This is a genomic window from Streptomyces sp. NPDC043427 (genome assembly GCF_056436655.1).
The window spans coordinates 82,219-108,164 of sequence record NZ_JBWKCC010000028.1 but is presented as its reverse complement, the minus strand read 5'-3'; the positions used below and the strand labels follow the sequence as shown (position 1 = coordinate 108,164).

Below are 25,946 nucleotides of genomic sequence, written 5' to 3'. Positions count from 1 at the left end.
TCACCCACGATGATCCCCGTTACAAGTCGTGCACCAAGGGCACGACCCGGAACCCATGGAGATCACGGAGGCCACACCGCCATGACCGCCCTGACCGAGTCCCGGACGCCAACGTCCCGTACGAACCGCACGACGCCACGAACGTACTCCCGTTGGGCGTCCCTCGTCGTCCTGTGCGCGGGAGCCCTGATGACGATCCTGGACGGCAACATCGTCACCGTGGCGATGCCCGCCATCCAGAGCGACCTCGATTTCAGCGGGCCCGGGCTCGCCTGGGTCGTCAACGCCTACCTCATCCCCTTCGGCGGACTGCTGTTGCTGGTGGGCCGGCTCGGCGACCTGATCGGCCGCAAGCGGATGTTCACCGCGGGCCTCGCCGTGTTCACCGCTGCCTCCGTGCTGTGCGGGGTCGCGACCGGTCAGGGCACGCTGATCGCGGCCCGCGCCCTGCAGGGAATCGGCGGGGCGATGACGACGGCCGTGGTGCTCGGCATGCTGGTCTCTCTCTTCCCCGAACCACGCGAACAGGCCCGCGCCATCGCGGTGTTCAGCGCGGTCGGCGCTGCAGGCGGGGCCCTCGGCACCTTCCTCGGCGGGGCGCTGACGCAGGCGGTCGGCTGGCACTGGATCTTCCTGATCAACCTGCCGATCGGGGTGGCCGCCTGGCTCGCCGCACTGCGCGTGCTCCCGGCGGAGCGGGGCACCGGGCTGCGCGAAGGCGCCGACTATCCCGGCGCGGCGCTGGTCACCGGCGCGCTGATGCTCACCGTGTACGTCATCGTCGGCGCCGGCGACCGCGGCCTCACCGCCACCCTGCTTCTGACCGCTCTCGCCCTCGCCCTGTTCGTGGCCTTCACCCTCCACCAGGCCCGGGCCGCACGCCCGTTGCTGCGGCTGCGGCTGTTCGGCTCCCGGCTGCTGAGCGGCGCGAACGCGGTGCAGGTCCTGATGGTGGGGACGATGTACGGCTTCCAGTTCATCGGCGCGCTGTATCTGCAACGCGTGCTCGGCTACGACGAGTTGACCACCGGCACGGCGTTCCTGCCCGCGCCGGTCGCGATCGGCGTGCTGATGCTGGGCCTGTCGGCGCGGACGATCGGCCGGTTCGGCGCGTACCGTGTGCTGCTCGCCGGGCTCGTCCTCATCGTCGCCGGGACGGCACTGCTGAGCCGGGCGCCCGTGCACGGTGCGTACGCGGCCGACGTCCTGCCTCCGCTGCTGCTGCTCTCCGCCGGGTTCGCCGCGGCGATGCCCGCGCTGACCGGGCTGGCCATGACCGGGGCCCGCGCGGAGGACGCCGGTCTGGCCTCCGGACTGTTCAACACCACGCAGGTGGTGGGCGGTTCCCTGGGCCTGGCCGGGCTCTCCACCCTCGCGGCGAGCCACACGGACCACCTGCTCGGCGCGGGCGGGCAGCTGCTCCCGGCCACGGCGGAGGGTTACCAGCTGGCGTTCCGGGTGGCGACGGGCATCGCGGTGGCGGCACTGATGCTGGCCGCGGCGGTGCTCAGAACACGACCGGCACAGTCCGCCGACTGACCGACCACCACCACCGCCGCCGCCGCCGGCAGCAGTGCTCGGGAACAGACGGCACCGGCCACCGCCCCGGCCTCACTCCTGCGCGAACGCCCCCCTGTGGTCCTCGGCCCACTCCCGGTACGTTCGCGCCGGACGGCCAAGCACCTCCGCCACGTCCTCGGTGACCACGGCGTTGCCGCCCTCGCGGACGAAGACGGTGCCGGCCAGGACGCCCTCCGCCTGTGCATCGCCGAGGCCCCAGGTGCGCAGGAACGCGCGGGTCTCCTGCGGCGCGAGGTCGTTGGTCGTGACCGGGCGGCCCAGGACCGCGGCGAGGACGGCGGCCTGGCCGGGAACGCTGATCGTCTCCGGACCGGTCAGCGTGTACGTCCGCCCGGCATGCCGGTCCTCGACGAGGGCCCGCACCGCCACCTCGGACACGTCCCGTGGGTCGATCACCCCCTGCAGCCCGTCCCCGGTCATGTTCGGCACCGGCTCGCCCGCCCCGATCGGTCGCGCCCAGCTCAGCGTGTTGGAGGCGAAGGAGGAGGGGCGCAGGACCGTCCACTCGGCCCCGCTCTCCCGGAGAGCCCGCTCCCCGGCGATGTGCCAGGTGCCGGACGGGCCGACCCGGGGATCGCCCGTCGCGATCGCGGAGAGCTTCACCAGCCGGCCCACACCCGCCACCCCGGCCGCAGCCACCAGGTCCTGGTCGTGCCGCGTGTCCGGGCCCGGCACCCCGACCAGGAAAGCGGCGGTCACCCCCGTCATCGCCGCTTCCAGCGAGCCGTGGTCGAGATAGTCCCCGCGCACCACCTCCACCCCGGGTGGCACCTGCGCCCGCGCCGGGTCGCGGGTCAGCGCGCGCACCTTCTCACCGCGCGCCGCGAGCTGTCGTACGACGTCACTTCCGATGGTGCCCGTGGCACCCGTCACCAGGATCATGCCCCCACGGTGGCGGGCCGCCGCCCCCCGGCTCTAGGAAATTCCGGCACGGTCGCGACGCCCGCGCGGGCGGGCCACGCGCTTACGGTGAGAAGGTGACCAACGCCCTTGCCGAGCGCACCCTGACCGTCCCCGACGCGCTGCGTCCCTGGATCGCCGAGATCGAATCGGCGTCCGTCCGAGGCGAGTTGCCGGAGTCCTTCACCCATGTGCCGGACTCCGCGACGAAGTTGGTCGTACGGATCGAGGAGGACGGCCACCGCGAGACGCTGGTCGTCGGTCCGCGCGCCCGCGCCTCGTACCACGCGGACACGGAACGGCGTGTGCGGTCCTGCGTGCAACTGCGCCTCAGCCCGGGAACGGTCCGCCCACTGCTCGGCACCCCGGCCGTCGACCTCGTCGGACAGGTGCTGCCCCTGGCCACGCTGCCGACCACCACGGCAGTTCAACTTGCCCGAGAACTGGCCGACTTGGCGTCGGAGGAAATAGCGGCGCACCTGGCGCGGGTGCTGCCCGAGCGGCTGACCCCGGCCGTCGACCGCTCGCGCACCCTGCTGCTGAGCGCCGCCATGGACGCCCTGTCGACCCGGGCCGGACGTGCCCCGGCCCAGGTGAGTGACGTGGCACGTGACCTCGCGGTCAGCGAGCGGCAGCTGCGCAACCTCTTCTCCGAGGGCGTCGGCCTCTCCCCCAAGCACTACGCCCGCATCGACCGCGTACGGCACGTCCTGACCCACGCGGCGACCGCCCCGTGGGCCGAACTCGCCGCCACCACCGGCTACTACGACCAGTCGCACATGACGTCGGACTTCCGCACCCTGATGGGCGTACCGCCCCGCTCCTTCTTCACCGGCCGACTTCCCGAGGCGCGCCCCTGCCAGGCCTTCGCCCGCCGTTGACGTACGACGACGGTGCTCCTGGGGCGTGTTGCGAGAGTCCCGCCTGCCCTGCGGGCGGACGACGGGACGTTCGCAACACGCCCTAGACCGCCCGCCAGACCGTCATGTCCACCTGCAGGAAGGCGATGTCCGTCAGCGCGGTCGACTTCGTCTGGACCACGAGCAGCGCGATGTCCCCCGAGGAGTGCTTGACGCAGATCCGGCTGCCGGCAGCCGTCGCGGCCAAGGGGAGGCTGGGGCTCTTGGCGTGGGCGAGGAGGAGACGGCATTCGTCGAGGGAGGCGCTGGTATCAGTGAACAGCGGGACGAACACACTGGTGTCGCTCTTCAACCGGCAGCCGGCCTCCTCGCAGTCGAAGCGGATGTCCCCCTTGCCGTCCTCGTGACGGACCGGCTCCCTGAAACTCAGCGAGGTCTTCGCGTCCAGCCACTGAACGGGATACACGGCGGCTTGCGGCGCCTGGGACGCGGCCGAGGACGGCTGTGGCGCTTTTGGTGTCCCGTCACCGTCACCGGCCTGCGATGCCGGTGACGGGACGTCGTAGGCCGATGACGACGGAGATGCCGACGACCGTGCGGACTCCCCCGGGCCGGGCGTCGACGGTGCGCTCGCGAACCAGTCGCCGAACTTGTCCACCCCGTCCCCGACGGTCCACACCAAGCCCGTCAGCAGCAGCGTCCCCGCCGTGACAGCCGCGGTGGTGATCAGCGCGGTACGCCGTCTTCGGGCCGGCCGCTCCCGCGGAGCCGGCGGCGTCGGTCGCGGGACCCACGGCAGTGTGTGCACCGGGGTGGGGTCGGGGGCCGGAGCCGGAACGGTCACTTGGGGCCCCATGAACTCCCGCCAGACGGCCGGTCCCGCGCCCGCGTCGGCGTCCGGGCCCAGCCGTTGCCGGCACCATTCGACGATCTCCGCCAGGGTGGCCCGATCCTCCGGGGCGGCGGCCAGGCAGCGGGCGACCAGCGGACGGAGTTGCTCGGGCAGCACAGACAGGTCGGGTTCCTCGTGCACGATCCGGTACAGCACGCTGACCGCGGGACCGTGGCCGTACAGCGGCTCGCCCAGTGCCGCGAACGCCGCCGTCTGCCCCAGGGCGAAGACGTCGGTCGCCGCCGTGACCTCACCCGCGGACGCCTGCTCGGGTGCCATGAACTGGGGCGTGCCGATGGTGGAGCCCGTGGCGGTGTGCGAGGTGGCGTCGGCGGCCAGCGAGATGCCGAAGTCGATCACGCGTGGCCCGTCGGCGGCGAGCAACACGTTCGACGGTTTGAGGTCCCGGTGGACGATGCCCGCGCCGTGGATGGCCTGCAGCGCCTCGGCCACGCCCGCGATCAGCCACAGCACCGCGGTCACGGGCAGCGGTCCGCTCCGGGCGACGGCCTCCGCCAGGGAGGGACCGGGCACGTACAGGGTGGCCAGCCAGGGTGGTGTGCCGTCCGCGTCGGCGTCGATCAGCTCGGCGGTGTACGCGCCCCGGACCCGCCGCGCCGCCTCCACCTCCCGGTGGAAGCGCCGCCGGAAGTCCGGGGCGTCGGCCAGCTCCGGCCGTACCACCTTGATCGCCACCGGCCGTCCGCCCTGCGTGTGCGACAGGTAGACCCGGCCCATGCCACCCGCGCCGAGCCGGGCGGCGAGGCGGTAGCCGGCCACCAGCGGCGGATCGTCCGCCTGGAGTGGCTGGAACACCTCAGTCGCGCTGCTCATCGACCTGCTTCCCCCTTGGTCCCCTGCCCCCTTGGCCAACCGAACGGTCGACCAACGGCAGCAGCCTAAGCGGACGGGCGCGGTCGGTGATCACGAGGGGGAACCGTGCGGGTTCGGCGCCACTCAACGCCAGGGGTCAGGCGGGGAGGTGCAGGCCCGGATGGACCGTCCGGGGCGCGCTGAGCGCGTGCCCCGGAGGCTGCCGCCGCGGACCCCCGCTCGGGTCCACGGCATCCGGCCAGAAGCCTCCCACCCGGCCGTAGTTCTTCAACTGATCAGCCCTGCGCGGCGATTCGTGCCAGGCGCTGGGCCTCCTCGCGTGTGGCGTGCGCGATCGCGTCCTCGTCGGCCGTGAGGAGCCGGCCGTGGGCCACGATCTGACGGCCGTTCACGAAGGACGCCGTGACGGGTGCCGCCGCGCCGAAGACCAGCGCGGTGACGGGGTCGGCGATGGAGGCGTGGGCGAGGGTGTCGAGCCTCCACAGCACCAGGTCGGCCAGCTTGCCCGGCTCCAATGAGCCGATCTCCCTTGCGCGGCCCAGCACTTGAGCGCCGCCATAGGTGCCCAGTCGCAGTGCCTGACGGGCGTTCAGGGCCGCTTCCCGGCGTGCCCCGAGGCGGTTGATGAGCAGCGCGTTGCGCAGCTCGGTGTGCAGTTCGCCGGACTCGTTGGACGCCGTACCGTCGACGCCGAGGCCGACCGGGACGCCGGCCGCGAGCATGTCGGGGACGCGGGCGATGCCTGCGGCCAGGCGGGCGTTGGACGAGGGACAGTGGGCGACCCCCGTCTTCGTACGCGCGAAGGCGTCGATGTCGGAGTCGTTCATGTGGACGCAGTGCGCCATCCACACGTCCTCGCCGAGCCAGCCGGTGGACTCGAAGTAGTCGGTCGGGCCCATGCCGAACAGCTCGTGGCAGAACTTCTCCTCCTCGACGGTCTCCGAGCCGTGGGTGTGCAGCCGTACGCCGAGTCGGCGGGCCAACTCGGCGCCCTGCTGGAGTAGTTCGGTGGAGACGGAGAAGGGCGAGCAGGGGGCGACGGCCACCTGGGTCATCGCGTCGAAGGAGGAGTCGTGGTGCTCCTTGACGGTCCGCTCCGTCGCGGCGAGGGCACCCTCGAGGGTCTCGACGGCGAAGTCCGGCGGCAGACCGCCGTCCTTCTCGCTGCGGTCCATGGAGCCGCGGGCGAGGGTGAAGCGGACGCCCATGTCGCGGGCGGCGCCGATGATGGCGCCGGACAGGTCGCCGGAGCCCTTGGGGAACACGTAATGGTGGTCCATGGCGGTGGTGACACCGCCGCGGGCCATCATCGCGAGCGAGCCCTGGGCGGCCGCGCGGACCATCGGCTCGTCGATGCGCGCCCAGGTCGGGTACAGCGCGACGAGCCAGTTGAACAGGTTGTGGTCGGTGGCCAGTCCCCGGGTGATCCACTGGTAGAAGTGGTGGTGGGTGTTGACCAGGCCGGGGGTGACGAGGTGGCCGGTGGCGTCGATGCGGCGTACGACGTTCTCCAGGCCCTCGGGGGCCTGGCCCGCGCCGAGCGACTCGATGCGGTTGCCCGCGAGGACGACGTACCCGCAGGCGTGCTCGGTGTCGTTCGCGTCGACGGTCGCGATCGCCGCGTTCTCGATGACGATGCGCTGGGCTGTTGCCATGGTTCGTCCTTCAGAGGTTGGTGAGGTCCGCGGGGATCTTCGCCTCGCACCCGTCCCGCAGGACGGTGGCCTCGATCAGGCCGTAGGGGCGGTCGGCGGCGAGGTACACAGCTCCGTCGGCGGTGTCGTTCTTGAGCCCGAACGGCTGCAGGTCCACCAGGAAGTGGTGCTTGTTCGGGAGGGAGAAGCGGACCTCGTCGATCTCGCGGCGGTTGTCGATGATCCGCGCGCCCATCTGGTACAGGGTCTGCTGGAGTGACAACGAGTACGTCTCGGCGAAGGCCTGGAGCATGTGCTGCCTCGTCTGCCCGTAGGACTCGTCCCAGTCGGGCGTCCCAGTCGCGTCGTCGGCCCAGTTGAAGCGCCATCGGGCGGAGACCTGCGTGGCCAGGATGCGGTCGTGGGCCTCGGGGAGCGTCGTGTACTTGTCCTTGACGTAGCCCCAGAACTCGGAGTCGGTGGAGTTCATGACCACCAGGTCCTTCAGGCCCGAGACGACCTCCCACGACGAGCCGTCGTACGTGATCTGCGCGAGCCGGGTCTCCTGCCCCTTGCGGACGAAGGAGTGGGCGCCCTCGCCGGAGTGCTCGATGCGCTCCCAGGCGTACTCCTCGATGCGGATCCGGGCCCGGTGGATCGGCTCCTGACTCGTCACGAAGTGGCGGGCGAGGTGGATGCCGAACTGCTCGGCGGACTCGATGCCGTGCTCCTTGGCGAACGCGTACACCGTGTTCTTGGTGGTGTCGGTCGGCAGGACGTTGGCATTGGAGCCGGAGTAGTGGACCTCGTCCATGTCGCCGGAGAGCGACACGGAGACGTTCAGGTCCTTGATGTGGTGGGTGGCGCCGTCCCGCGTGATCTTGACGACTCGGTTCTCGGCCTTGCCGTACTGGTTCGGTCCCAGGATGGGCATGTAGCTAGCTCCCTCGGTATACGGAGTAGCCGAACGGGTTGAGCAGCAGCGGTACGTGGTAGTGCTCGCCCGGTACGACGGCGAACGTGATCGCCACCTCCGGGAAGAACGCGCCGGCACCGCTGTCCCGATTCGCGGGGGCGTCCTGCTGCGCATCGGCTTGCTTCTTCGCGGATGTCTCGAAGTACGGCTCCACCGCGAAGTCGAGCCGTACGTGGGTGGTCCCCTCCGGCAGCACCGGGAGGTCCTTGCACCGTCCGTCCGCGTCGGTCGCGGAGCCGCCGAGCGCCCGCCAGTCCGCGTCTCTGCCGCCGCGGGCGGAGAGGTGGACGGCGACGCCCCGGGCGGGGCGGCCGACGCTGGTGTCCAGGATGTGGGTGGACACGGAGGCGGTGGTGCTGGTGCTCATGCTGCTCTCAGTTCTCTTCGACGAGGCGGGCGAGCCGGATCCTGTTGATCTTGCCCAGCTCGGTGCGGACGATCTCCCGCTCCTGCTCCGGCTGGTTCCCGATCCGCTCCTTGACCGCGTCGCGCATCTGCTCGCCGGTCAGGCCGGTGGCGCAGATGAGGAAGACGTGGCCGAAGCGGTCCTGGTAGGCCAGGTTCAGTTCCAGCATCTCCGTTTTGAGCTCCTCCGAGGCGCCGGCCATGCCGCGCTGCTCGCGCGCCGAGGTCGGGTCGCCCTGCTTGGGGCGGCCGATCGGCGGGTGCCCCGCCATCGCCTCCTCAAGGTCCGCGGTGGTCAGCTCGGCCATGGCGGCGTCGCTCGCGGCGAAGAGGGCGTCGGCGGTGGCGTAGGGGCGGGACGCGAGCAGCCGCTCCGCCCACGCCGTGGAGGCGCACACCTCGTGGAGGGCGGCGAGGGCCGCTGACTCCTCGAGTTCATTGAACCGGGCCAGGCCCATGGGCATGGAGGTCGAAGTCACGGGGCCAGCTAACGCCTCCCCACAACCCGACGTCAACACTTTGTTGAAAATTCCGGGCCGGGTTACAGGCCTACAGGCTTTCCGCCGCTCAGCCCTTCTCGCGGTTGAGGTAGTTGTAGACCGTGAAGCGGCTCACCCCGAGCGCGCTCGCCACGGTCTCCACGCCGTGCCGTACGGAGAAGGCGCCGCGCGCCTCGAGTATCCGTACGACCTCCTGCTTGGCCTTGCGGTCCAGGTCGGCGAGGGGCTTGCCCTTCTTGCGCTCCATCGCGGCCAGGATGTGATCGAGGGAGTCGGCGAGCTGCGGCAGGCGTACGGCGACGACGTCGGCGCCCTCCCAGGAGAGCACGACGTCGTCGGGGCCTGCCTCGTCGGGCGGGAGCATCTCGCCGCCCATGGCGTCGACCAGCGGTTTCACGGCCGTGATGAACGGCTCGTCCCCGGAGCCGGTCACTCGCCCTCCCCGAGGACGTTGACCTGCAACGAGATCCGGGTGGCGCCGGCTTCCAGGGTCTTGCGCAGCAGGGCGTCCACGGCGGTGAGGACCGCGCCGGCCCGCCCTTCCGCGGTGTTGCCGAACGGACCCACGTCCACGGCGTCCAGATCCGCCGCCTCGACCACTTCGCGCGCCACCAGCGCGTGCGCCGGCGCCTCGTCGAGGTCGAAGGGTTCGGTCGTGAACTCCACTCTCAATCGCACGCGCCCAACCTAACGCGCGGTGCCGCCTTGCGCCGCCCCCGCGTGACAAGCTCCGACCCGCGGCGGGAGCCTTCCGGAGTCGGAGCGGTTCCGCGCCGACATCGACGTGGCCGACGATGCCCCGGAGGACCGAGCGGGACCGTGGCGGCCTGCGAGCCAGTGCGGTGGTGAAGGTCCGGGGCCCGCTTCTCGACCTGAGGGGAAGCGGGCCGCCGGTTCCGTCGCACCGCCACGGTCCTTCCGGCGTGCGGATCCGCGTCCCGCGCAGCAGCCTGGGGGCATGGGAAATCCGACGCAGTACCCGCACATCGTGGTGCATGTCCCGGCCCTCGACGGCTCCCGCCGCGTGACCCTGGGCGACGAGACCCTCGGCATCGCCACACATCTGGACGACGTCGTGGAGATCCTTCGGCTGGCCGACCTGGACCGGATCGAGGTCGAGGAGAGCGACCTGATCGAATGGCAGGGCGGCGGACCGGACGACTGGCCGGGACTGTCGGAGCACCACGAGGACTGAGTCCGCGTACGGCACCGGTCGTAGGGCGGCTACGGAACCCTCAAATCAACCTCTGAACCGGCGCCGAAAGGCTTCAACCACCCCCGCGGTCGGGCACATTGTCGTCACACGGGGCCCGTCGGCACGGGGGCGGCGGGCCCCGCACGGGGGTGATGTGATGGGCGGCGCGGTGACGGTCCCCTTGGAACCGCACGAGATCGCGCTGCTGCGGGGCGGTCCCCGCGCCGCCGTCACGGTCGCCGTGGTGGGCCTGTACCTGCGGGGCGAGGTGGAGCCCGGCCGACCGGGGACGACGCAGACGACACGGACGACGGAGCCGGTCGTCGCGGACGCGGTTCCTGCGCACTCCCCACCTCCCCTTCCGCCGCTGGAGAGCGCGGTACGCGCCTCCCTCGACGAGCCCCGCGCGCCGCGGAAGTTGGCGAAGCGGTCGGACATCCAGCTGGCGGTGGCCCTGATGCGCGTCCCCCTGGCGGAGGCCGGTCTGCTGCGCTACCCGCTGCTCGGCCCGACCCGCGCCGCCCGCCGCCATGTGCGCGACCTTCAGCGGCGACACCCCCTGCCCCCGAGCAGGCGCGGCCTGACGGACCACGACAAACTGCTCGCCGTAGCACTGCACGGCGAGGCGGCCCTGCACGCGCTCTTCCCACGCTTCGCCCTGCGGACGGGACTTCTCGCCCGCGCCGAGGTCGCGGACAAGGGATTCCACGGCCGCCCCAGGGGCGGCGGAACGGGCGGCGGGGAGTCCTACTCCTCGTACTACTCCTGTGGCGGCGGGGGCGGCGGCTCGGACTGAGCGCGCCCAAGAGGTCGGCCTCTCCTGGTGGGCGGGCCGACCCAGGCGTTTCAGGCCTTCAGCGTCCTGATCGAGGTCGGCACATGGCCGGGCTCGGTCGCGAGTTCCTCGAACTCGACCACGTGCCGATGTCGTTGGTCGTCGACATCGCGATACTGGTGACGCGCTCCAGGATCGCCTCGCCCGACGACCGGGACCCGGTACCCGGCGGCGAGCTTCTTGGCCTGTTCGGAGGCCGCGCCGAGCGCGTTCGGGTCCGTCACCCGGATCGCCTTGCAGCAGGGGCCCTCGGCGACCTGACGTGGTCGACGCCGCAGACGCCGAGTTCGGGCGCGTTGACGTTCTCGAACTCCAGCTTCGCCTGGAAGTCGATGTCGAAGACGCGCTGCGCCTGCCGGATCCGGCCGAAGGAGGCCGGGGGGCCGGCCGAAGGAGGCCAAGGGACGGACAGGCGGGGGTGTCGTGGGCGACGATGGGGTCATGTCCGAGAGCGTGTCCATGCGCTGCCCGGCCTGCCGGCGCGAGCACCTCTACGCCGCTCCGTCGTACCCGTGCGTGTGCGGTGCGCCCGTCCATCCGCCGCTCGATACCTCGGGGACGGCTACGGCGGTCACCCACCAGGTGTGGGACGAGCAGTGGATCACCGTGCGCTGCGCGTCCTGCGGCCGCCGCGACGAGTGGCCGCGGCCGGAACTCGGGTGCCCGTGCGGGACGATACTGCGGGTTCCGGTGACGGCCCCCGGCGCCACGACCGAGGCCGGGCCGCCCGGCTCCACGGCCGATGCCCGGCCTTCCGGCACCACGGCCGACGTCCCACCGCCGACCACTACCGATACCGGCCCGCCGGACGCCACGGCCGACACCCGGCCCCCGACCACTACCGACGCCGGGCCCCCGACCACCGCCGAACCGGTCCGTGTGCCCCGGGCCCTCCAGCCGGTCACGATCCGTACCGCCCGTGACGCCGTCACCGCCGCCGCGCTGTACCTCCGGAGCCTCGGGTACCAGAACATACGCCGGGCCGACCAGCGCCCCCCGTCCGGCATCGGGCTCGCCGCCCGCGGCCTGCTCGCCCAGGTCGACCCGGCCATCCGCCCCGCCTCCCTGCGCGACGTGGAGTGCCTGTGGCTCACCGCCATGACGGAGTCCGCCGCCTGTGTCTACTTTTCCCTCGCGGGCTACACCGCCGCCGCCCGGACCCGCGCCGACGGCCTGGACATCCCCCTGTTCCTCCTCGACCTCACGGGCGTTCCGCAGCCGGTGAACGCCCCTGCGGGACGGCTGGACGCGACGGGGGCGTGAGGGGCGCTCAGCGGGATCAGACGGAGGCCCGGGGGACACCCGGCGCCCGCGCGAGAGGCAGGCACCGCGCGAGAGGCAGGCAGGCCCAAACCGCACCCGCCGACCGCGCACCAGGCACGCACCCTGCGCGACAGGACACAGAAGCCCGAGCCCCACCCAACACCGCATGCGGAACGCACCTGCGCGCGCGAGAGCACAAAAGCCCGAGCCGCACCCGCCGACCGCGCGAGGGGCGGGCACCGCAAGAGAGGACGCGGCAGCCCGACCTCCGCCCCATGCCCATGTCAGGGAGCGCCCCACGCCGGAGCGCACGACGACGCCGGCCGGGCCGCGCCTGAAAGCCGGACGACACCCACCCCACCCCGACCCGATACTCGACCTATGCGCATCCGCCCCGCGGCCCCCAGTGAACTCCCCGCTCTGCAGGACATCGAGCGGGCCGCCGGCCTGGTCTTCCGGGAGCTCGGCATGGTGGAGATCGCGGAGGACGAGCCGCCCGCGGTGGCCGTGTTGGAGCGCTTTCGCGGGGCGGGGCATGCCTGGGTGGCCGTCGGCGAGGGGGATCGGCCGGTGGCGTATCTGATCGGGGAGCCGGTGGACGGGGCGTTCCATGTCGAGCAGGTCTCGGTGCATCCGCGTGCCGCCCGCCGGGGCGTGGGCCGCGAACTCCTCGACCACGCCGGAGGCCGGGCCCGGGCCGAGGGGCTGGCCGGGCTGACGCTGACCACCTTCAGGGACGTCCCGTGGAACGCCCCGTACTACACCCGCCTCGGTTTCCGCACGCTGCCGGAGGCCGACCTCACCCGCGGCCTGCGCGCGATCCGTGCCGCGGAGGCCGAGCACGGCCTCGACCGCTGGCCGCGGGTATGCATGCGCAGGGACTGAAGGAGCTAGGGTCTTTCGTTTGGATCAGGCCGGACCCCGCGAGCCCGGCATGATCCAAACGGGAGGCCCTAGGCAGTCGCTCAGTCCGCGTACGTCTCCCGCAGCTCCACCTTCCGTACCTTCCCCGACACCGTCATCGGGAAGGAGTCCAGGATCCGCAGCCTGCTCGGTGCCTTGTAGTGCGCCAACTGGCCCTCGCAGTAGGTGCGCAGCTCCTCCAGGGTCGGCGGGTCGGCCGGGTCGTGTGGGATGACGCAGGCGAGGACCTCCTCGCCGTATCTCTCGTGCGGTACGCCGACGACCTGGACGTCCCTGATCTTCGGGTGGCCGTAGAGGAACTCCTCGATCTCGCGGGGGTAGATGTTCTCGCCGCCCCGGATGATCATGTCCTTGATGCGACCGACGATCTCGACGTACCCGTCCTCCCGCATCGTCGCGAGGTCACCCGTGTGCATCCAGCGCCCCGCGTCGACGGCCTCGGCGGTCTTCTCGGGCTCGTTCCAGTAGCCGAGCATCACGCTGTAGCCGCGGGTGCACAACTCGCCGGCGCTGCCGCGTGGTTGGGTCACCCCGGTCGCCGGGTCGACGACCTTCACCTCGATGTGCGGGAGGACACGGCCGACCGTGCCCGTGCGGTGCTCCAGGTCGTCGTCCCGGCGCGTCTGGAGGGACACGGGGGACGTCTCGGTCATGCCGTAGCAGATGGAGACCTCCTCCATGTGCATCTCGGCGACCACCCGCTTCATCACCTCCACCGGACACGGCGAGCCCGCCATGATGCCGGTGCGCAGGGAGGAGAGGTCGTACGCGGCGAAGTCGGGGAGGTTCAACTCCGCGATGAACATGGTCGGTACGCCGTACAGCGAGGTGCAGCGCTCCTGCTGGACCGCATCCAGCGTGGCCCTGGGCTCGAAGGACGGTGCCGGGATGACGATGCAGGCGCCGTGGGAGGTCGCTCCCAAGTTGCCCATCACCATGCCGAAACAGTGGTAGAAGGGCACTGGGACGCAGACCCGGTCCTGCTCGGTGTAGGCGATCAACTCGCCCACCCAGTAGCCGTTGTTGAGGATGTTGTGGTGGGAGAGCGTGGCCCCCTTCGGGAAGCCGGTCGTCCCCGAGGTGTACTGGATGTTGACGGGGTCGTCGCAGCTCAACTCCGCCGCGATCTCACCGAGTCGCTCCTGCAGGACCGAGGCGGCGCCCGCGGTCAGGGCGTCCCAGGAGGCGTCGCCGATGTAGACCGTCTCCCTCAACTCCGGGCACTTGCCACGCACCTGGTCCACCAGCGCCCGGTAGTCGCTCGACTTGTGCGCGAGCGAGGCGATCAGCACAGAGATGCCCGCCTGCTTCAGCACGAACTCCAACTCATGGGCGCGATAAGCCGGGTTGATGTTCACCATGATCACGCCGAGGCGGGCGGTGGCGTACTGGACGAGGACCCACTCGGGACAGTTGACCGCCCAGATCCCGACGCGATCCCCCTTCACCACGCCCTTGGCGAGCAGCCCGCGCGCCACCTCGTCGACCGCCACCCCGAACTCGGTGTACGTCCAGCGCCGCCCGGACGGCACGTCGACGAGGGCCTCGCGGTCGGGGAACGCGGCGATCGCGCGGTCGAGGTTGGCACCGATCGTGTCGCCGAGCAGCGAAGTCCCGCTCGTGCCGTGCGTGTAGGACAACTCGCTCATCGGAAGTCCTCCTCGCGGTACTCGTTCGCCGAGCCCGCGGCCGTGGCCTCGCGCAGCTCGATCCGGCGGATCTTGCCGGAGACGGTCTTGGGCAGGGGCGCGAACTCCAGTCGGCGGATGCGCTTGTAGGGGGCGAGGGCCTCGCGGGAGTGCTCGAACAGCACCTTCGCGGTGTCGGCCCCCGGCTCCCAGCCGGCGGCGAGAACGACGTACGCCTTGGGGACGGCCAGGCGCAGCTCGTCCGGTGCGGGCACGACGGCCGCCTCTGCCACCGCCTCGTGCTCCAGCAGCGCGCTCTCCAGCTCGAAGGGGCTGATCTTGTAGTCGGAGGCCTTGAACACGTCGTCCGCCCGCCCCACGTACACCACGTACCCGTCGGCGTCGCGGGTGCCGATGTCCCCCGTGCGGTAGTAGCCGCCCGCCATCGCCTCCGCCGTACGGTCCGCGTCGCCGTGGTAGCCGGTCATCAGGCCGACCGGGCGCGCCGACAGGTCCAGCGCGATCTCGCCCTCGACGGCGCCGGGCGCGCCGGAGACCGGGTCGAGGAGCTCGATGCGGTAGCCGGGGCTGGGGCGGCCCATGGAGCCGGTCTTCAGCGGCTGGCCCGGGCTGTTGGCGATCTGCACCGCCGTCTCCGTCTGCCCGAAGCCGTCCCGGATGGTCACACCCCAGGCGCGCCGGACCTGCTCGATGACCTCGGGGTTCAGCGGCTCACCGGCGGCCACGACCTCGCGGGGCGGGGTGCGCAGCTGAGTCAGGTCGGCCTGGATGAGCATGCGCCAGACGGTGGGCGGGGCGCAGAAGGTGGTGACGCCCGCCCGGTCCATCTCGGCCATCAGCCGGGCCGGGTCGAAGCGTGTGTAGTTGTGGATGAAGACGGTCGCCTCCGCGTTCCACGGCGCGAAGAGGTTGGACCAGGCGTGCTTGGCCCAGCCGGGTGAGGAGATGTTGAGGTGCACGTCGCCGGGCTTGAGGCCGATCCAGTACATGGTCGACAGGTGCCCGACGGGGTACGAGGTGTGGGTGTGCTCGACGAGCTTGGGCCGGGCGGTGGTGCCCGAGGTGAAGTAGAGCATCAGCGGGTCGTCGGCCAAGGTGGGGCCGTCGGGCACGAACTCCGGGGAGGCGGCGTAGGCGTCCTCGTACGGCTGCCAGCCCTCGGGGACTCCGCCGACGGCGGTGCGTGTGTAGTCGCCGGGCACGTCGTCGAACTTCGCCGCGTCCTCCGCGCGCACGATCACGTGCCGCACCCGGCCGCGGTCCACGCGGTCGCGCAGGTCGGCGGGGCCCAGCAGCGGGGTGGCCGGGATGACGACGGCGCGCAGCTTCATCGCGGCCAGCGCGGTCTCCCACAGCTCGGCCTGGTTGCCGAGCATCACGAGGATGCGGTCCTCGACGCCGACCCCCCGCTCGCGCAGCAGGTTGGCGACCCGGTTGGAGCGCTCGGCCAGCTCGGCGAAGGAGAGCAGGGTCTGCGAGCCGTCCTCCTCGACGATGTGCAGGGCCGTGCGGTCGTTGCCGTCCGCGATGACGTCGAACCAGTCCAGCGCCCAGTTGAAGTGCTCGGGACTCGGCCAGGCGAAGCCCTCGTAGGCCGTGGTGTAGTCCTCACGGTGGGCCAGCAGAAAGTCCCGCGCCCTGCGGAACTGCTCCGTCGCCGTCGTCATCTGTCCTCCGATTTTCTGGCCGGCGCGCCCCTGCGGCTCGCTTCCGGATCGTTGCCGGACCATTGCCGGGCGGCTCTCTGTCATCGTGTAATCCGTGATGCAGGTCTCACTACCCCCGAACGGGGGTGTGGGCCACGAGTCGGCCGCATTGAAGGGGCGAACAGGTGACAGCGGACGCGGCCGGGGTGCCGGAGATACGGGGTGCGCTGGCGCGGCTGCGCCGCGCGACCGGCCTCCCGATGGCCTTCGGCGGCCTGGTGGGTGCCGGGCGGCAGCAGATGCGTATCAGCGAACTGAGCGGCAACACCACGCTCGCGCTCAATACCGTCACGGTGACCTCGGGAAACGGCCTCGGCGGCAAGGCGGTGGCGCTGGCCCGCCCGTGCGCCGTGACCGACTACTCGCTCTCGCGGCAGATCAGCCACGAGTACGACGCCGCGGTGGCCGCCGAGGGGCTGCGCTCGGTGCTCGCGGTTCCGGTGGTGGTACGGCGTCGGGTGCGCGGTGTGCTGTACGGGGCCCTGCGGACGGCCCAGCCGCTGGGCGACCGCGCGCTGTCGGCGGCCGTGGCGGCGGCGCGGGACGTGGAGCAGGCGCTGGTGGTGCGGGAGGAGGCAGGGTCGCTGCTGAGCGCGGTGCGGACGGTGCCCGTCCGCCGGGACGCCGACCCGGATGCCGCCTGGGAGCAGGTGCGGGAGGCCCACGCGGCCCTGCGGGCGCTCGCCCCGCGCATCGCCGACCCGGCGCTGCGGGCCGAGCTGCTCGCCGCGTGCGGGCTGCTTGCGGGGGGCTCGCCTACGGCGGGAATCAGCCTCGCGCCGCGTGAGGTGGACGTGCTGGCGTGTGTGGCCGAGGGGGCGACGAACGCGGTGGCGGCGCAGCGGCTGGGGCTGCGCGCGGAGACCGTCAAGGGGTACCTCAGGTCGGCCATGCGGAAGTTGGGGGCGCACACGCGCGGGGAGGCGGTCGCGGCCGCACGCCGGGCGGGGGTGCTGCCGTAGCGCCGGGCGGAGGGGGCGCCGTAGCCCTGGAGAGGGGGCGCCGTGCGACCCTCCGGCCTCCCGGGCAGACGACTTTTCATTCATTCACGCGCGCTTTGAATTTCCCTATGCCTCGGGCGCTGTTATTTCCCTCACCACGCCGTACGTCCGAATTCCGAAGAAGGATTGCCTAATATTGGCCAGGACACGACACACGGAGGGGAGCGGTGACCGTGCGACGGGAGTTCCAGGAGCCTGCGGGAAGCCGCCCCGACCTGGTCATCGGCAGGGACGAGCTGACGACGGCGGCGCGTGAGCAGCTCGCGCGCGGCGGCAGTGTGCTGCTCCACGGCCCCGCCGGAATAGGAAAGTCGACCGTCCTGCGGGCATTGGCCGCGGAATACGCCGATACGGCACGGATTGTGTTGCGCTGCTCGGCGACCGAGTCGGAATCCCATCTCCCCTTCCTGGCCCTGGCCGACCTCCTCGGTCTGGTCGTCGGCGAGGTATCCGACCAGCTGCCCGCCGCCCAGCGCACCGCCCTGGAGTCGGCGCTCACCGGACGCGGCGAGTCCACCCTCCAGAGCGACGGCCTCGCGCTGCGGCTGGCCGTGTTGTCGGCGCTGCGCGCCCTCGCCGCTCACGGCCCCGTCCTGATCGTCGCCGACGATCTCCAGTGGCTGGATTCAGCCAGCGCCGAACTCCTCGGCTTCGCCGCCCGCCGCCTCGGCGACACCCCGGTCCAGCTGTTGTGCGCGGTACGGACCGAGGGGCAGGAGTACGACCGCCATCTACGCGCGTCCCCGCCGGACACTCTGGCCGTACGGCTCAATCCGCTCTCCCGTGTCCAGGTCTCCGCGCTGCTCGACCACCGCGGCTACACCGACCTGCCGCGCTCCACCGTCCGCGACATCCACCGCACCAGCGGCGGCAACCCCCTCTTCGCCCTGGAGCTGGGCCGCGCGCTCGCCGAGAGCCCCACCCCGCCGCGCCCCGGCGAGCCGCTGCCGGTGCCCACCTCCCTGCGCGCCCTGGTCCTCAGCCGCCTGGACTTGCTGTCGGACGAGGCCCGCCGCACCCTCCTCGTGGCCAGCGCCGGCGCCCGCCCGACGCTGACCCTGCTGCACGCGGCCGGACTGGGGAACGCCGAGGCGGACACCGCGCAGGCCGCCGCGCTCGGGCTGCTGGCGACGGAGCCGGAGGGTCCGGCCGTACGGTTCGCGCATCCGCTGATCTCCGCCGCGCTGTACGCGGAGGCGAGCGCGCAGGAGCGCCGCGCCGCGCACGCGGCGCTGTCCACGGCCGCCTCCGACCCGATCGAGCGGGCCCGGCACCTCGCCCTGGCCACTACCGGCACCGACCCGGAGGTGGCCGCCCGGCTCGCCGAGGCCGCCGCGCTGGCCCGGGACCGGGGCGCCCCGTCGGTGGCGGCCTCGCTCGGGCTGCTCGCCGCCCGGCACACCCCGGCCGACGGCGAACCGGCCCCGGACGAGCGCCGGTTGCAGGCCGCGGAGGACGCGATCACCGCCGGCGAGGTGGACCTCGCCCGGGACATCGCGCGCGAGGTGCTGACCCGGGCCACCGTGCCCGCCGAGCGGGTGCGGGCCTGGGAGGTGGTGATCGAGGCGGCCGGGCAGTCCCTGGGAGACGTCGACGCCGTCTTCCCGCAGGTGCTGGCCGACGCGGGCGACGACCCCCGACTGCTCGCCCTGGTCCACTACCGGCTGGCCTGGCGCGGCCTGGTCGTCATGGGCGACTTCGCCGAGGCCCGCCGGCAGGCCGCGCACGCGGCGGAACTGGCCGCGCGCGGCTCCGACCGCCGCACCGAGCTGATGGCCCTGTCCTTCCAGGCCTCGGCCGAGGCCCTCATGGGCCACCCGGACGCGCCCGCCACCATCAGGCAGGCGCTGCGCGAGCCTCAGGACCCGTACGTGGCGTGCCATCACAACGGCGTCGGCATGGCCCGGTTCCGCTGGCTGCTGATGAGCGACCAGTTGCCCGAGGCCCGCACGACCATCACCGCGCTGCTGCGCGAGGTGCAGCGGCGCGGCATGGTCGAGAGCGAGGTGCACTTCCAGCGCTTCCTCGCCGAGACCGAACTGCGCTCCGGGCACTGCGGTCGCGCCCTCGACCTGGCCCGCGAGTCCCTGCGGCTGGCCCGGGACTCCGGGATCGGCCTGGGCGCCTCGGCCATGCTCACCTCCCTGGCGGAGGCCTCCGGCGGTGACGTGGACCGGGCGCTGGCGCTGGCCCGGGAGGCGGCCGAGCGCGCCGAGGAGGACGGCGACCAGATGTACCTCTCGCGGGCCCTGGCCGCCCTCGGGTACGCCCAGTTGGTGGCCGATGACGCGGCGGGCGCGGTCGGCTCGCTGCGCCGGGTACGGGAACTGGAACTCGGCCTCGGCATCACCGACCCGGCGCGGGGCCGCTGGCAGGGCGACCTCGCCGAGGCCCTCGTACGGATCGGGGAGCCGGGCGAGGCCCAGGACGTGATCGACGTGACGCGCGAACACGCGCTGCGGCTCGGCCGGGAGAGCATCCTCGCCGTACTGGACCGGGCGGAGGCGCTGGTGCGGGCGGCGCGCGGGGAGCACGAGGAGGCACTGGCGCGGCTGACGTCCGTACAGGACCGTCTGGCCAAACTGGGCTACGGCCTGGAGGAGGCGCGGGCCGCGTTCGCGCTGGCCCGGCTGCGCACGCGGCAGCCGGGCCCGACGTCGTACGACGAGTCGGCGCGGCTGTTCCGGCGGTGCCGGGCGCTGCCCTGGCTGCGTCAGGTGGACGCGGCGGCGACCGCGGTCGAGACACAGCCCATCGCCGTTCCCGAGCGGGACACCGCGTCGGCGGCGCTGGAGGGGCTGGCCTCGATGGAGCGTCAGGTCGCCGCGCTCGTCATGGAGGGCGCCACCAACCGGGAGATCGCCGCGCGGCTGTTCATCAGCGTCAAGACGGTCGAGGCGACGCTCACCCGGGTCTACCGCAAGCTGGGCATCCGTTCGCGGGTGGACATCGTCCGACTGGCGGCGGGGCGCCGGGCGATGTGAGGGCGGCGCGGCTCCAGGGCCCGCCCGGCGGACCATGCCCCAGACGCGGGGTGGGGCACGCCCCCTCCCCCACTCCGGGTTTCGCTCGCGCGGGAGCCCGTCGCGTCGACGCCCCCCTCCGCCTTGCAGCTGCACGCACCACACCCCGCTCAGCCGCGTCGATGAATCTCTGTCGCCTTCCTGCGACTTGATCCGCCGGGGCGGCCCTACCGCCCTCACGGAAGGCAGCCCGTCCTCGCAGGTTTCCCGGAGGGTCACCGAGGGTTTTCCCTCCCCGCCTCCCGGAGGCGGTAGGGGGTTCCCTCATTGGGATCCGGCGAGCCGGGCCATAGCGTTTGGGACGTGCCGCTCGCCCGGGCACACGGGGGTCGGTCCCGCGACCCCCGTGCAAACCCCCCACACCCGCGCGACCCCCCACCGGCAAAACCCCCACTGAGGAGACTCATGTTCGGGCTCACCCGTGCCAGGAAGACCGCAGCGGTCCTGGCGGCGACCGCCGCCGCGGCCGCGACCGCGATCGCCGGCGCCCCCACCGCCGTCGCCGCACCCCAGCCGATCGTGGGCGGCACGACCACGACGACGACCGCGTACCCGTTCGTCATGCAGATCACGGACGCCTCGCAGAACCAGTTCTGCGGCGGCACCCTCGTCTCCCCCACGAAGGTGGTCACGGCCGCGCACTGCATGGTCGGCGAGACCACCAGCAGCGTCCGGGTGGTCGGCGGGCGCACCTATCTCAACGGCACCAACGGCACGGTCAGCAGAGTCAGCAAGATCTGGATCCACCCGAGCTACACCGACACCACCAACGGCGACGACGTGGCGGTCCTGACGCTGTCGACGTCGATGCCCTACACCGCGGCGAAGTACGTCTCCTCCTCGGACACGTCCGTGTACGCGGCCGGCACCAGCGCCCGCATCCTCGGCTGGGGCACCACCTCCTCGGGCGGCAGCTCCTCCAACCAGCTGCGGACGGCGAGCGTGCCGATCGTGTCCAACTCCAGCTGCAGCAGCTCGTACGGCTCCGACTTCGTCGCGAGCGACATGGTTTGCGCCGGATACACCTCCGGCGGCACAGACACCTGCCAGGGCGACAGCGGCGGTCCCCTGCTCATCGGGGGCGTCCTGGCAGGGATCACTTCTTGGGGCGAGGGCTGCGCGCAGGCCGGTTACCCGGGGATCTACACCCGGTTGACCACCTTCTCCAGCCTGGTGACCACACAGGTCAACTCGTGACCCGGAAGAATTCCTGAGCACCCCTCAGGTGACATACCAGGGGGCGCTGCGAGCCTCCACGAGCGGCCCGCAGCGCCCCCTCTCCACGCCCCGGCTCACTGTCGTACGACAGTTCCGAACCGGATGTCGTACGCGCTGCCCGGATGCATCACCGCGAGCATCCGCTCCGCCTCCTCGGCGATCTCCTCCCGCTGCGCCCTGCTGAGCCGCCCGAAGGGCTCGACGACCAGGGCGTCCTCCTCCAGCTTCCACACTCCCGCCAGGAAGCCGTCGACGAGGAGGGTGGAGTACGCCAGGTTCCCCTGCCAACTGCGGCCCCGGTACTCCTCGGGGACCACGCGGGTGCGGTCGGCGTGGGAGAGGAGCAGGTTGTCGAACTCGGGGAGGAAGCGGGGCGGGGCCGGGGTGCCGGGATCGGGGCGGGGTGCGTCGGGGAGGTCGAAGAGCTCTACGCCGCCCGTGTCCCGGAAGGTGACCAACTGCGGGCGCAGCCGCTGGAAAGCGGGACGCAGACGGGTCAGACCGGACCAGGTCTGCATGTCCTTGACGGAGGCGGGTCCGAAGGCGGCGAGGTAGCGCAGGACCACCGCGTCCGGGGCGGGCGCCTCTTCGCCGGCGCGGCCGAGCCAGTGCTCGGCGGTGGTGAGCGCGACCTGACCGCTCCTGCCCCACAGGCCGCGCGGGGTGACCTGGACCAGCGGCAGCTTGCAGCGCGCGGCGATGGCGAGGGCCTGCGGATCGGCGTCCGGCCACTCGGCGAGCAGGGCCTCGCGCAGCTGCTTCATGGTGCGAGGCTCGGCCTCGACGAGGTCGCGGGCGAGCGCGGCGAGCCGGTCGAGGTCGACACCGACGAGCCCTTTGCGGAAGACGCCGATCTCACGGTCCCGGGCGGGCTGGACGAGCGGTCGCAGGGTGAGGCAGTCGTCGGCGGTGTGGGTGTGGATGGTCGAACGCAGGGTGACGATCCGGACGACCCGACGGTCCGCCATGAGCCGGGACAACTGCTCGGGGGCGAAGGCGTCGAGACGGGCGGCGAGAGCGTAGTACGGCGGCTTCACGTTCTGCGCCTGGAGCCCCACCAGGTGTGTGACGGCCGCCTCGGCGCTCAGCGTCGAGCGGCGCAGCAGCAGTTGCCGGTCGAGGGTCGCGCGGTTCAAGGCGCGGGCGTCGAGCACGGGAGCCGTCCCGGACGTCGTCTTGGTCATGCGGAGCACGTTAGCGGTGGTTGCGGACAGGGGGTGTCCGCAACTCTCCGAGCCTCTGGAGCTCCTCAAGTCGCTTGGCGGGGACGGGACATGACCGCCACGATGATCCACATGGCAGGAATCAGGGGACTGAACAAGAAGCTCAACCATGTGCTGCTCATCCGGGACGCGGACATCGTCGCAGCAACCCTCCGGCAGGCGCTGGCGGACGCCTCGCCCGAGGACCGCCCGGGCCTGGAACGCGCCGCCGCGCTCGTCGAGTCCACCGCCGCCACCACCGAAGGCCAACTGCGCGCCCGCTGGGTCCACTCCCGGCTGGCCGCCGTCGGCTTCACGGGAGACATCACCTCGGTCAAGGCGATCAGAGCGCTGCGCCAGGCGGAGCCCGGGCTGAGCCTGTCGGCGGCGGTGGAACTCCACAAGGAGGCGGTGGCCCACCCGGAGTGATCCGGCAGGGCCGTCAGGTCAGCGGGTCGAGGAAGGTCAGTACCGAGGCGTCCTCCTCGATCAGTGGGGCGAGGGCGGTGTTGAAGGGGCCACCGTAGGGGGCCTTCAGGTGGGCCTGGAAGGCCTCCTCGTCCCGGTAGGCCTCGAAGATCCAGAAGGCACGCGGGTTGGACGCCTTGGTGTAGACGTCGAAGGCGAGGTTGCCCTCTTCCTCGCGCACCTTCCGGGCGTAGTCCAGGATCATGCGGGCGACCTCGTCCTGCGCTCCCTCGCGGGCCGTGAACTCGGCGAGCAGGGTCTTGTTCATGGTGTGGGGTCCTTCGTGGTCGAGTCGGTCGAGTCGGTCGGGGCGATCTGGGCGATCTGGGGGGGTCGATTCGGAGTCGGGGATCGGTCGCGGCAGGAGTCAGGGGCCAGACGCGGGCCCGGTCCGGCTGCACCGAGCCGCTCTCCGCGAAGGCCGGTACTCCCTGGCCGGCGGGGTCGGGGACAGGCGGGGCGCGACACGCCCCGGCAAGGCCCGTCCGCCCGTCAGACGCGGTCGGCAGCCATGAGCTCCGCCAACTGGCTCTGCCACGGCGGGTTGGGACCGGCGACCGCGCAGGTCAGCGCCGCGACCCGGGTGGCGAAGCGGCAGGCTTCCGCGACCTCGTCGAGGCGGAGTTCCGTCAGCCGGCCGCCGAGGAGTCCCTGGGCGCCGAGGTGGTGCAGCAGTCCGGCGGTGAAGGAGTCCCCCGCCCCGACGGTGTCGGCGACGCTCGTCCGTACGGCGGGCACCTGAACCCGTTCGCCGTCGAGCGAGGCCAGCGCGCCGTGGGCGCCGCGCGTGATCACGACGAGCCGGGCGCCGGCCGCGTGCCAGATGTCGCATGCCTGCTCGGGCGGCGTGTCCGGCAGCAGGAGCGCCAGGTCGTCCTCGCTGAGCCGGAGCACGTCGGCGAGGTGGCACCAGTGCGCCAGCCGAGCGCGGTAGACCTCGGGGCGTACCAGGAGAGGCCGGACATTCGGGTCGATGCTGATGGTCGCCCGGGAGGCGGCCGCCGCCAGGAAGTCCTCCACGACCGCCGCTCCGGGTTCCCGGACCAGGGCCAGGGATCCGGTGTGCACGCAGACCGTGTCGGACAGGTCCACCCCTGCCAGTTCCTCGGCCGTCCACTGCCAGTCGGCCGTGTTCTGGGCGTGGAAGGAGAACGCGGCCTGTCCGTGCGCGTCCAGCTCCGCCACGGCCAAGGTGCTGGGCTCCACGGCCGGGACGGCGTTCGACAGGTCCACCCCGGACGCCTCCAGGTGGGCCCGGAAGAGGCGGCCGAACACATCGCCGGACAGGCGGGCGAGGAAGCGGGCCGGGGTGCCGAGCCGGGCCAGGGCCACGGCCGTGTTCGCAGGTCCGCCGCCGGGCAGCACCCGCAGGGAGAGTTCGTTCGACGTGCTGGCGGGGCCGGTGAAGGCGTCCGCCACGCACTCCCCGAGGACGGTGATCTGACGTGGACTCATGGGCTGCTCTTCTCTGACGAACGGACGGGCCGACCGGACGCGTCTCGGCGGGGCGGCGGAGCGGCTCCGCAGGGGCGGCCGCGAGCGTTGCCGATTTGTGACGAGCGAAGGGCATTGACGTTTCCGGGAGACGGAGTCCATCATCCTCGCCATGCGGTGTCAACGATGACATAAGTCAACGATGACACCACGGGACGGCATGCTCCGATGCCGGCCGCGCCGCTCGTAATCCCGCAGGAGTCGTTCATGTCTCGCACCTCTCGTCTGCCCCTCTCCCTCCTCAGAGTCGCCGCGTGCACGGGCATCGCGGCCCTCACCCTGACGGCCTGCGGTTCCGGCTCCGGATCGGGTTCCTCAAGCACCGGCTCGGGCGAGGTCAAGGTGGGTCTGATCACCAAGACCGACACCAACCCGTTCTTCGTGAAGATGAAGGAGGGCGCGGAGAAGTCCGCGAAGGCCGAGGGCGTCAAGCTCATGACCGCGGCCGGCAAGTTCGACGGCGACAACGCCGGTCAGGTCACCGCCATCGAGAACATGGTCGCCGCCGGAGTGAAGGGCATCCTGATCACCCCGAGCGACTCCAAGGCGATCGTGCCCGCGATCGAGAAGGCCAAGGCCAAGGGCGTCCTCGTCATCGCCCTGGACACCCCGACCGACCCGCAGACCGCGGTCGACGCCCTCTTCGCCACCGACAACCTCAAGGCCGGCGAGCTGATCGGCGAGTACGCCAAGGCGGCGATGAAGGGCAAGACCGCCAAGATAGCCGCCCTCGACCTCGCGCCGGGCGTGTCCGTCGGCGTCCAGCGCCACAACGGCTTCCTGAAGGGCTTCGGCGCCACCGACAAGGACGTCGCCTGCGCCCAGGACACCGGCGGCGACCAGTCCAAGGGCCAGACAGCGATGGAGAACTGCCTCCAGAAGGAGCCCGGCATCAACGTCGTCTACACCATCAACGAACCGGCCGCCCTGGGCGCGTACACCGCGCTGAAGGCCAAGGGCCGGGAGAAGGACGTCCTCATCGTCTCCGTCGACGGCGGCTGCACCGGCACCACGGCCGTCAAGGACGGCAAGATCGCCGCCACTTCGCAGCAGTACCCGCTGAAGATGGCCGCCGAGGGCGTCAAGGCCGTCGTGACGTACGCCAAGGACGGCAAGAAGGCCTCCGGCTACACCGACACGGGCGTCACCCTGATCTCCGACAAGCCGCAGGACGGGGTCACGTCGAAGGACACCGCCTACGGCCTGGAGAACTGCTGGGGCTGAGCCGCCCCCTAGGGCCTGTCGCGAACGTCCCGCCTGCCCTGCGGACGGGCGTCGGGACCTTCGCCACACGCCCTGGAACTGTTCGTTCCTAGAACTGTTCGACGCCGCCTTTCCCGTCAGCGGGCGGCCGGCCCCTCCTCCCCGAGCGGGGACGGCCGCCCC

General features: G+C 72.0%; 24 protein-coding genes and 1 pseudogene. 11 read left to right on the top strand and 14 right to left on the bottom strand.

The features are described 5' to 3' along the window. The first annotated feature begins 81 nt into the window (after positions 1-81). On the top strand, positions 82-1,539 hold the full coding sequence (locus AC067M_RS34140; protein ID WP_478700903.1) for an MFS transporter: 1,458 nt from the start codon (positions 82-84) through the stop codon (positions 1,537-1,539). 72 nt (positions 1,540-1,611) lie between these two features. On the opposite strand, the gene AC067M_RS34135 is transcribed toward AC067M_RS34140, so the two are convergent. After that, positions 1,612-2,463 carry an NAD(P)H-binding protein gene (locus AC067M_RS34135; protein WP_478700902.1) on the bottom strand — a complete coding sequence of 284 codons (852 nt, stop codon included), beginning with the start codon at positions 2,461-2,463 and terminating at the stop codon, positions 1,612-1,614. A gap of 95 nt (positions 2,464-2,558) precedes the next feature. On the opposite strand from AC067M_RS34135, the gene AC067M_RS34130 reads away from it, so the two are divergent. Continuing rightward, positions 2,559-3,362 (top strand): AraC family transcriptional regulator, encoded by an 804-nt coding sequence (locus AC067M_RS34130; RefSeq protein ID WP_478700901.1) that lies wholly within the window; start codon positions 2,559-2,561, stop codon positions 3,360-3,362. A gap of 82 nt (positions 3,363-3,444) precedes the next feature. Here AC067M_RS34130 and AC067M_RS34125 read toward each other — a convergent pair whose 3' ends face one another. From AC067M_RS34125 to AC067M_RS34095, 7 genes are all read right to left on the bottom strand, one after another. After that, positions 3,445-5,067 (bottom strand): serine/threonine-protein kinase, encoded by a 1,623-nt coding sequence (locus tag AC067M_RS34125; RefSeq protein ID WP_478700900.1) that lies wholly within the window; start codon positions 5,065-5,067, stop codon positions 3,445-3,447. Between the two features lie 275 nt (positions 5,068-5,342). Then, positions 5,343-6,722 (bottom strand): 8-oxoguanine deaminase, encoded by a 1,380-nt coding sequence (locus AC067M_RS34120; protein WP_478700899.1) that lies wholly within the window; start codon positions 6,720-6,722, stop codon positions 5,343-5,345. 10 nt (positions 6,723-6,732) lie between these two features. Next, positions 6,733-7,635, bottom strand: a complete 903-nt coding sequence (gene pucL / locus AC067M_RS34115) for a factor-independent urate hydroxylase (RefSeq protein WP_478700898.1) — start codon at positions 7,633-7,635, stop codon at positions 6,733-6,735. Positions 7,636-7,639: 4 nt separating this feature from the next. Beyond that, the gene (uraH, locus tag AC067M_RS34110) at positions 7,640-8,044 is read right to left on the bottom strand and encodes a hydroxyisourate hydrolase (protein WP_478700897.1); all 405 of its coding nucleotides are present in this window, start codon (positions 8,042-8,044) and stop codon (positions 7,640-7,642) included. Positions 8,045-8,051: 7 nt separating this feature from the next. After that, positions 8,052-8,561: a 2-oxo-4-hydroxy-4-carboxy-5-ureidoimidazoline decarboxylase gene (gene uraD / locus AC067M_RS34105; protein WP_478700896.1), complete on the bottom strand. Its 510-nt coding sequence runs from the start codon at positions 8,559-8,561 to the stop codon at positions 8,052-8,054. An 88-nt stretch (positions 8,562-8,649) separates the two neighbouring features. Then, entirely contained in the window at positions 8,650-9,015 is a 366-nt protein-coding gene (locus tag AC067M_RS34100; protein WP_478700895.1) for a helix-turn-helix domain-containing protein, read from the bottom strand. Beyond that, a complete protein-coding gene (locus AC067M_RS34095) occupies positions 9,012-9,260 on the bottom strand; it encodes a YkoF family thiamine-binding protein (RefSeq protein WP_478700894.1) in 249 nt (82 codons plus the stop codon). The genes AC067M_RS34100 and AC067M_RS34095 overlap by 4 nt, the downstream gene beginning before the upstream one ends. Before the next feature lie 280 nt (positions 9,261-9,540). Here AC067M_RS34095 and AC067M_RS34090 point away from each other — a divergent pair, with 280 nt between their 5' ends. Further along, complete coding sequence (locus AC067M_RS34090) at positions 9,541-9,777, top strand: hypothetical protein (protein ID WP_478700893.1); 237 nt, start codon at positions 9,541-9,543, stop codon at positions 9,775-9,777. Between the two features lie 157 nt (positions 9,778-9,934). Continuing rightward, complete coding sequence (locus tag AC067M_RS34085) at positions 9,935-10,573, top strand: TIGR04222 domain-containing membrane protein (RefSeq protein ID WP_478700892.1); 639 nt, start codon at positions 9,935-9,937, stop codon at positions 10,571-10,573. Positions 10,574-10,623: 50 nt separating this feature from the next. On the opposite strand, the pseudogene AC067M_RS34080 reads toward AC067M_RS34085, so the two are convergent. After that, a pseudogene (locus AC067M_RS34080) lies at positions 10,624-10,979 on the bottom strand (glyoxylate carboligase); the annotation flags it as partial. A 74-nt stretch (positions 10,980-11,053) separates the two neighbouring features. On the opposite strand from AC067M_RS34080, the gene AC067M_RS34075 reads away from it, so the two are divergent. Both AC067M_RS34075 and AC067M_RS34070 read left to right on the top strand, forming a co-directional pair. Next, positions 11,054-11,875: a hypothetical protein gene (locus tag AC067M_RS34075; protein WP_478700891.1), complete on the top strand. Its 822-nt coding sequence runs from the start codon at positions 11,054-11,056 to the stop codon at positions 11,873-11,875. A gap of 381 nt (positions 11,876-12,256) precedes the next feature. After that, positions 12,257-12,760, top strand: coding sequence for a GNAT family N-acetyltransferase (locus AC067M_RS34070; RefSeq protein WP_478700890.1), 504 nt, complete (start codon positions 12,257-12,259; stop codon positions 12,758-12,760). Between the two features lie 80 nt (positions 12,761-12,840). Here the strand turns inward: AC067M_RS34070 and AC067M_RS34065 are convergent, their stop codons facing one another. After that, positions 12,841-14,448: an AMP-binding protein gene (locus tag AC067M_RS34065; protein ID WP_478700889.1), complete on the bottom strand. Its 1,608-nt coding sequence runs from the start codon at positions 14,446-14,448 to the stop codon at positions 12,841-12,843. Then, positions 14,445-16,115 (bottom strand): AMP-binding protein, encoded by a 1,671-nt coding sequence (locus AC067M_RS34060; protein ID WP_478700888.1) that lies wholly within the window; start codon positions 16,113-16,115, stop codon positions 14,445-14,447. The genes AC067M_RS34065 and AC067M_RS34060 overlap by 4 nt, the downstream gene beginning before the upstream one ends. Before the next feature lie 164 nt (positions 16,116-16,279). Here AC067M_RS34060 and AC067M_RS34055 point away from each other — a divergent pair, with 164 nt between their 5' ends. The 3 genes from AC067M_RS34055 (at position 16,280) to AC067M_RS34045 (ending at position 21,375) form a co-directional block, all read left to right on the top strand. Further along, the gene (locus AC067M_RS34055) at positions 16,280-17,116 is read left to right on the top strand and encodes a helix-turn-helix transcriptional regulator (protein ID WP_478700887.1); all 837 of its coding nucleotides are present in this window, start codon (positions 16,280-16,282) and stop codon (positions 17,114-17,116) included. 206 nt (positions 17,117-17,322) lie between these two features. Then, complete coding sequence (locus AC067M_RS34050; RefSeq protein WP_478700886.1) at positions 17,323-20,139, top strand: ATP-binding protein; 2,817 nt, start codon at positions 17,323-17,325, stop codon at positions 20,137-20,139. A gap of 444 nt (positions 20,140-20,583) precedes the next feature. Further along, positions 20,584-21,375: a S1 family peptidase gene (locus tag AC067M_RS34045; RefSeq protein WP_478700885.1), complete on the top strand. Its 792-nt coding sequence runs from the start codon at positions 20,584-20,586 to the stop codon at positions 21,373-21,375. A gap of 95 nt (positions 21,376-21,470) precedes the next feature. On the opposite strand, the gene AC067M_RS34040 is transcribed toward AC067M_RS34045, so the two are convergent. After that, positions 21,471-22,580 carry a winged helix DNA-binding domain-containing protein gene (locus AC067M_RS34040; RefSeq protein WP_478700884.1) on the bottom strand — a complete coding sequence of 370 codons (1,110 nt, stop codon included), beginning with the start codon at positions 22,578-22,580 and terminating at the stop codon, positions 21,471-21,473. A gap of 111 nt (positions 22,581-22,691) precedes the next feature. On the opposite strand from AC067M_RS34040, the gene AC067M_RS34035 reads away from it, so the two are divergent. Further along, entirely contained in the window at positions 22,692-23,027 is a 336-nt protein-coding gene (locus tag AC067M_RS34035) for a hypothetical protein (RefSeq protein ID WP_478700883.1), read from the top strand. A 13-nt stretch (positions 23,028-23,040) separates the two neighbouring features. Here AC067M_RS34035 and AC067M_RS34030 read toward each other — a convergent pair whose 3' ends face one another. Together AC067M_RS34030 and AC067M_RS34025 are read right to left on the bottom strand one after the other, a co-directional pair. Next, a complete protein-coding gene (locus AC067M_RS34030) occupies positions 23,041-23,334 on the bottom strand; it encodes a putative quinol monooxygenase (RefSeq protein WP_478700882.1) in 294 nt (97 codons plus the stop codon). Positions 23,335-23,558: 224 nt separating this feature from the next. Further along, positions 23,559-24,521, bottom strand: a complete 963-nt coding sequence (locus tag AC067M_RS34025; RefSeq protein WP_478700881.1) for a carbohydrate kinase family protein — start codon at positions 24,519-24,521, stop codon at positions 23,559-23,561. A 246-nt stretch (positions 24,522-24,767) separates the two neighbouring features. On the opposite strand from AC067M_RS34025, the gene AC067M_RS34020 reads away from it, so the two are divergent. Next, positions 24,768-25,784 carry a substrate-binding domain-containing protein gene (locus tag AC067M_RS34020; RefSeq protein ID WP_478700880.1) on the top strand — a complete coding sequence of 339 codons (1,017 nt, stop codon included), beginning with the start codon at positions 24,768-24,770 and terminating at the stop codon, positions 25,782-25,784. Positions 25,785-25,946 lie beyond the last annotated feature (162 nt).

What these genes read in the sequence shown, in the direction of transcription:
- AC067M_RS34035 (WP_478700883.1), top strand. Translation starts at nt 22,692, where the DNA reads ATGGCAGGAATCAGGGGACTGAACAAGAAGCTCAACCATGTGCTGCTC.
- AC067M_RS34090 (WP_478700893.1), top strand. Translation starts at nt 9,541, where the DNA reads ATGGGAAATCCGACGCAGTACCCGCACATCGTGGTGCATGTCCCGGCC.
- AC067M_RS34045 (WP_478700885.1), top strand. Translation starts at nt 20,584, where the DNA reads ATGTTCGGGCTCACCCGTGCCAGGAAGACCGCAGCGGTCCTGGCGGCG.
- AC067M_RS34120 (WP_478700899.1), bottom strand. Translation starts at nt 6,722, where the DNA reads ATGGCAACAGCCCAGCGCATCGTCATCGAGAACGCGGCGATCGCGACC.
- AC067M_RS34140 (WP_478700903.1), top strand. Translation starts at nt 82, where the DNA reads ATGACCGCCCTGACCGAGTCCCGGACGCCAACGTCCCGTACGAACCGC.
- AC067M_RS34040 (WP_478700884.1), bottom strand. Translation starts at nt 22,580, where the DNA reads ATGACCAAGACGACGTCCGGGACGGCTCCCGTGCTCGACGCCCGCGCC.
- pucL (WP_478700898.1), bottom strand. Translation starts at nt 7,635, where the DNA reads ATGCCCATCCTGGGACCGAACCAGTACGGCAAGGCCGAGAACCGAGTC.
- AC067M_RS34085 (WP_478700892.1), top strand. Translation starts at nt 9,935, where the DNA reads ATGGGCGGCGCGGTGACGGTCCCCTTGGAACCGCACGAGATCGCGCTG.
- AC067M_RS34125 (WP_478700900.1), bottom strand. Translation starts at nt 5,067, where the DNA reads ATGAGCAGCGCGACTGAGGTGTTCCAGCCACTCCAGGCGGACGATCCG.
- AC067M_RS34060 (WP_478700888.1), bottom strand. Translation starts at nt 16,115, where the DNA reads ATGACGACGGCGACGGAGCAGTTCCGCAGGGCGCGGGACTTTCTGCTG.
- uraH (WP_478700897.1), bottom strand. Translation starts at nt 8,044, where the DNA reads ATGAGCACCAGCACCACCGCCTCCGTGTCCACCCACATCCTGGACACC.
- AC067M_RS34070 (WP_478700890.1), top strand. Translation starts at nt 12,257, where the DNA reads ATGCGCATCCGCCCCGCGGCCCCCAGTGAACTCCCCGCTCTGCAGGAC.
- AC067M_RS34135 (WP_478700902.1), bottom strand. Translation starts at nt 2,463, where the DNA reads ATGATCCTGGTGACGGGTGCCACGGGCACCATCGGAAGTGACGTCGTA.
- AC067M_RS34025 (WP_478700881.1), bottom strand. Translation starts at nt 24,521, where the DNA reads ATGAGTCCACGTCAGATCACCGTCCTCGGGGAGTGCGTGGCGGACGCC.
- AC067M_RS34030 (WP_478700882.1), bottom strand. Translation starts at nt 23,334, where the DNA reads ATGAACAAGACCCTGCTCGCCGAGTTCACGGCCCGCGAGGGAGCGCAG.
- AC067M_RS34020 (WP_478700880.1), top strand. Translation starts at nt 24,768, where the DNA reads ATGTCTCGCACCTCTCGTCTGCCCCTCTCCCTCCTCAGAGTCGCCGCG.
- AC067M_RS34075 (WP_478700891.1), top strand. Translation starts at nt 11,054, where the DNA reads ATGTCCGAGAGCGTGTCCATGCGCTGCCCGGCCTGCCGGCGCGAGCAC.
- AC067M_RS34065 (WP_478700889.1), bottom strand. Translation starts at nt 14,448, where the DNA reads ATGAGCGAGTTGTCCTACACGCACGGCACGAGCGGGACTTCGCTGCTC.